The 4,397-nt window shown below is 70.3% G+C and carries 3 protein-coding genes and 1 pseudogene; 3 read left to right on the forward strand and 1 reads right to left on the reverse strand.

The window, feature by feature from the left end; translation table 11 throughout:
• Positions 1-404: pseudogene (locus AB0H87_RS38575) on the reverse strand (hypothetical protein); the annotation flags it as partial.
• A 404-nt stretch (positions 405-808) separates the two neighbouring features.
• Between AB0H87_RS38575 and pdhA the strand changes: the two are divergent.
• Genes pdhA through AB0H87_RS38590 form a run of 3 tightly spaced genes read left to right on the forward strand, consistent with a single transcriptional unit; the run spans position 809 to position 4,361 of the window.
• The gene (gene pdhA / locus AB0H87_RS38580; protein ID WP_360157718.1) at positions 809-1,933 is read left to right on the forward strand and encodes a pyruvate dehydrogenase (acetyl-transferring) E1 component subunit alpha; all 1,125 of its coding nucleotides are present in this window, start codon (positions 809-811) and stop codon (positions 1,931-1,933) included.
• Positions 1,930-2,919, forward strand: a complete 990-nt coding sequence (locus tag AB0H87_RS38585) for an alpha-ketoacid dehydrogenase subunit beta (RefSeq protein ID WP_360157724.1) — start codon at positions 1,930-1,932, stop codon at positions 2,917-2,919. The genes pdhA and AB0H87_RS38585 overlap by 4 nt, the downstream gene beginning before the upstream one ends.
• A 5-nt stretch (positions 2,920-2,924) precedes the next feature.
• Positions 2,925-4,361: a dihydrolipoamide acetyltransferase family protein gene (locus tag AB0H87_RS38590; RefSeq protein WP_360157721.1), complete on the forward strand. Its 1,437-nt coding sequence runs from the start codon at positions 2,925-2,927 to the stop codon at positions 4,359-4,361.
• The last annotated feature ends 36 nt before the right edge of the window (positions 4,362-4,397 follow it).

Raw genomic sequence — 4,397 nt, forward strand, 5'->3', positions numbered from 1 at the left:
GCTTGAGACCGTCCGCGGACCACGCCAGCTGATAGTTGGCGAAGGGGTCGCATCTTGGCGACGGTGCTCCGCTTCACCGGCCGGCGCGGCGGCGCGGCGGTGCCGGCCGGCTCCGGCAGCGTCACCAGCGGCGGCGGCTGGTCGAGCACGCCCGGACGGATCGGGATGACCACGATCGGGTCGGGCGAGGGCGGCGCGATGAACGGCGTGGTCCCTGCCAGATCCTGGCCGGCCAGGGCGTCGCCGATCGACCCGGCACCGGGCCCGATCGCGGCGAGGATCGGCAACGACGAGGTCACCGCCAGCGCGAGCACGATCAGCGCGTAGCGCCGGCCTGGCCCGGAGAGCCCGGCCGCGCGATGTCGGCCACCGGGCGGCGGTGGCCAGGGGGCATGGTCCGGCACGGCCGAACTCCTCGTCTGCAGGTGAGTCACCAGGACGGGTTAATCCGTCCTATTCGGTCATCGTGTCCGGCAACCAGGGTCACGCAGTTACGCTCGGTTTGCCAGTCACCTACAGCGTGTCTATGTGCCAACTTTCACCCTGCTGGACCAGGGCCAGCTCGATCATGGAGAGTGTCAACCAACCTGTGGGACCGCCTCCGGCAATGCGAGGATGGAGGCGACGGCAACGTGGCCGTGGCCTCATGCACCTCCTGCGGCGGGCGCGGAACGCGATGCCGGCTCCCAACCGCGCGGCGGCCCCACCGGGTCAGGCGCGGTGAGACAGGGCCGGTCGGCACAGCCGGCAGGCGACAAGCTGCGCAGCCGGGACACCCCCGGCGCCGCACCACAGACAGGGAGACACGATGGCCAAGGGAGGCTCGCCCCCCGACGGGGAGCTTGTCCAGTTACTCACCCCTGAGGGTGAGCGCATCGAGTCGGTGACCGGATCGGACGGCACGGTCTACCGTGCCGACTTCACCGATGAGGAATACCGCGGTCTCTACCGCGATCTGGTGATTGTCCGGAAGCTGGACGCCGAGGCCACGGCCCTGCAGCGCCAGGGCGAGCTGGGCATCTGGGCCAGCCTGCTGGGCCAGGAGGCCGCGCAGGTCGGCTCCGGCCGCGCGCTGCGCCCCCAGGACATGGCGTTCCCGACCTACCGCGAGCACGGCGTCCTCTACTGCCGCGGCATCGACCCGATCATGCCGCTGGGCCTGTTCCGCGGCGTCGACCAGGGCGGCTGGGACCCCAACGAGTTCAAGTTCAACATGTACACGATCGTCATCGGGGCGCAGACCCTGCACGCGACCGGGTACGCCATGGGCGTGACCATGGACGGCAAGACCGGCACCGACGAGGGCGAAGCGGTCATCGCCTACTTCGGCGACGGCGCGACCAGCCAGGGTGACGTCAACGAGGCGTTCATCTGGGCCGGCGTGTTCAACGCCCCGCTGGTCTTCTTCTGCCAGAACAACCAGTACGCCATCTCCGAGCCCCTCGAGCGGCAGACCCGCATCCCCCTCTACCGCCGTGCGGGCGGTTTCGGCTTCCCCGGCATTCGGGTCGACGGCAACGACGTGCTCGCCTCCTACGCGGTCACCCGCGCCGCGCTCGACCACGCCCGCCTGGGCCAGGGTCCGACGCTCATCGAGGCCTACACCTACCGGATGGGCGCGCACACGACCAACGACGACCCGACCCGCTACCGGATCGCCAGCGAGGTCGAGGCCTGGCAGGCGAAGGACCCGATCAAGCGCGTACGCGCCTTCCTGGAGAAGGAGCAGATCGCGGACGCGGCCTTCTTCGCCGAGGTCGACGAGCAGGCGAAGCGCGAGTCGCTGCACCTGCGCGAGCGGGTCCTCGAGATGCCCGACCCATCGCCGCTGACGCTGTTCGACAACGTCTACCCCAACGGCTCGCCGCTGGTCGACGCGGAGCGCGAGCGGTTCGGCGAATACCTTGCCTCGTTCGAGGGGAGTGCGCACTGATGGCCGAGAAGCTGACTATTGGCAAGGCGCTCACCAACGGCATGCGGCGCGCTCTCGAGAACGACCCCAAGGTCGTGATCATGGGTGAGGACGTCGGCAAGCTGGGCGGCGTCTTCCGGATCACCGACGGCCTCCAGAAGGACTTCGGTGAGGACCGGGTGATCGACACCCCGCTCGCCGAGTCCGGCATCATCGGCACGGCCGTCGGCCTCGCCATCCGTGGCTACCGCCCGGTTTGCGAGATCCAGTTCGACGGGTTCGTCTACCCCGCGTACGACCAGATCGTCTCGCAGGTGGCGAAGATGCACTTCCGCTCGCAGGGCAAGGTGCGGCTGCCGATCGTCATCCGCATCCCGTTCGGCGGCGGCATCGGCGCGGTCGAGCACCACTCGGAGTCGCCTGAGGCGTACTTCGCGCACACCGCCGGCCTCAAGGTGGTCGCGTGTTCCTCGCCGGAGGACGCGTACTACATGATCCAGCAGGCGATCGCGTCCGACGACCCGATCGTGTTCTTCGAGCCGAAGCGGCGCTACTGGGAGAAGGGCGAGGTCGACCTCGGTCAGGACCTCTCCGCCGCCTACCCGCTGCACGCGTCGCGCACGGTGCGCGCCGGCACGGACGTGACCGTGCTCGCGTACGGGCCGATGGTGCGCACCGCGCTCGACGCCGCCAGTGCGGCCGAGGAGGACGGGCGCTCGCTCGAGGTGATCGACCTGCGTTCGCTCTCGCCGCTCGACATGACCCCGGTCTACGACTCGGTCCGGCGCACCGGCCGGTGCGTGGTCGTGCACGAGGCACCGAGCAACGTCGGCCTCGGTGCCGAGCTTGCGGCTCGGATCACCGAGGAGTGCTTCTACTCCCTGGAGTCCCCCGTGCTCCGGGTGACCGGCTTCAACACGCCGTACCCCGCGGCTAGGGTCGAAGAGGAATACCTGCCCGATCTCGACCGAGTGCTCGACGCCGTCGACCGCTCGTTCGGCTGGTGACCGCGATGTCCCGGATCAAGAACTTCAACCTGCCCGACCTCGGTGAGGGGTTGGTCGAGGGCGAGATCATCAAGTGGCTCGTCGAAGTCGGCGAGGAGATCGAGCTCAACCAGCCGATCGTCGAGGTCGAGACGGCCAAGGCGGCCGTGGAGATCCCGGCGAAATGGGGCGGCAAGGTCGTCCAGATCCACTATCCCGAGGGTACGACCGTCGAGGTGGGCAACCCCATCATCTCGATCGACACCGACCCGACGGCGGGCGACGTCCCGGAGCCGTCGGCGGCTTCGCTGGCCGCGGTCGACGTGGCCCCGGCCGAGGGCTCGGTCGAGCCCGGGCTGATCGGCGGCCCGGCACCCAAGGCCAACGCCGTGCTGGTCGGCTACGGGCCGAAGACGCCCTCGGCCAAGCGGCGCCCCCGCAAGGGCGACGGCGCTGCGGCGGCCACCGCGGCCGCACCGGTCCAGCCGACGCCCGCACCGGTCCAGCCGGCGCCCGCACCCGTGGTTCCCGCACCGGCCGCTCCCGTCGAGGCCGCACCGGCACCCGCCCCCGGCGCCGGACGCACCGACCAGGTGGCGCTGGCCAAGCCGCCCGTCCGCAAGCTGGCCAAGGACCTCGGGGTCGACCTGAGCACGTTGGTCGGGTCGGGTCCGCTCGGCTCGATCACCCGTGACGACGTCCTGGCGGCGCAGAACGGTGGTGCCGCGCAGGCCGCGGCGCCGGCGGTCGCCGTTCCGGCCGGCGCGCGCGAGCAGCGCATCCCGGTCAAGGGCGTGCGCAAGCTGACCGCGGAGAACATGGTGGCGTCGGCGTTCACCGCGCCGCACGTCACGGTGTTCCTCACCGTCGACATGACCCGGACGATGCAGGTGATCGACCGGCTGCGGGCGCTGCCCGACTGGCGCGAGGTGCGGATCTCCCCGCTGCTGCTCGTGGCCAAGGCGGCGCTGCTGGCCGCCAAGCGACACCCGATGGTCAACTCGACCTGGGCCGGCGACGAGATCATCGTCAAGGACTACGTCAACCTGGGCATCGCGGCGGCGACCGAGCGTGGGCTGATCGTGCCGAACATCAAGGACGCCGGCCGGCTGTCACTGCGGGAGTTGGCCGACGCGATGACCGCGCTGGTGCAGACCGCGAAGTCGGGCAAGACGCCGCCGGCGGACATGTCGGGCGGCACGCTGACGATCACCAACGTCGGCGTGTTCGGTGTCGATGCGGGCACGCCGATCCTGCCGCCGGGCGAGTCGGCGATCATCGCGTTCGGTGCCGTGCGCGAGACGCCGTGGGTGCACGAGGGCGAGATCAAGATTCGCCAGGTCACGCAGCTGGCGATGTCGTTCGACCACCGGATCATCGACGGTGAGCTGGGCGCGAAGTACCTGCGCGACGTGGGCGCGTTCCTCAGCGATCCTGAGGCGACCCTGCTCGCTTGGACGTAGTTCGCGGCATTTGTCGGAGCCGGCGTGGCCTTCGGG

It is taken from the genome of Asanoa sp. NPDC050611, from assembly GCF_040654855.1.
In the GTDB taxonomy this organism is placed as follows: domain Bacteria; phylum Actinomycetota; class Actinomycetes; order Mycobacteriales; family Micromonosporaceae; genus Asanoa.

What these genes read in the sequence shown, in the direction of transcription:
- AB0H87_RS38590 (WP_360157721.1), top strand. Translation starts at nt 2,925, where the DNA reads ATGTCCCGGATCAAGAACTTCAACCTGCCCGACCTCGGTGAGGGGTTG.
- pdhA (WP_360157718.1), top strand. Translation starts at nt 809, where the DNA reads ATGGCCAAGGGAGGCTCGCCCCCCGACGGGGAGCTTGTCCAGTTACTC.